This window comes from Corynebacterium sp. HMSC059E07 (genome assembly GCF_001814395.1).
Taxonomy (GTDB): Bacteria; Actinomycetota; Actinomycetes; order Mycobacteriales; family Mycobacteriaceae; genus Corynebacterium; species Corynebacterium hesseae.
This window is the reverse complement of record NZ_KV816322.1, coordinates 1-286: the sequence shown is the minus strand read 5'-3', so window position 1 is coordinate 286 and position 286 is coordinate 1. Positions and strand designations below refer to the sequence as shown.

The 286-nt window shown below is 58.0% G+C and carries 1 pseudogene; it reads left to right on the top strand.

Features of this window, described 5'->3' with window-relative positions:
- A pseudogene (locus HMPREF2967_RS07855) lies at positions 1-286 on the top strand (23S ribosomal RNA methyltransferase Erm); the annotation flags it as partial.

The window sequence follows — 286 nt, the reverse complement described above, 5'->3', positions numbered from 1 at the left end:
TGCTTTCCGGCCACAGCCAAACGTTGACGGGGGGATCTTAGTGATCCGCCGGGTGGGTGACCCGAAGATCCCGATAGAGCAACGCAAAGCCTTTCAGGCGATGGTGCACACCGTTTTCACCGCCCGGGGACGCGGGATAGGGGAAATTCTCCGAAGGGCAGGGTTGTTTTCATCACGTTCAGAGACACAATCATGGTTGCGCTCGCGAGGAATCGACCCCGCAACCCTACCTCCCAGATTGCACACCAGCGACTGGATCGATCTCTTCCAGGTGACTGGTTCCTCT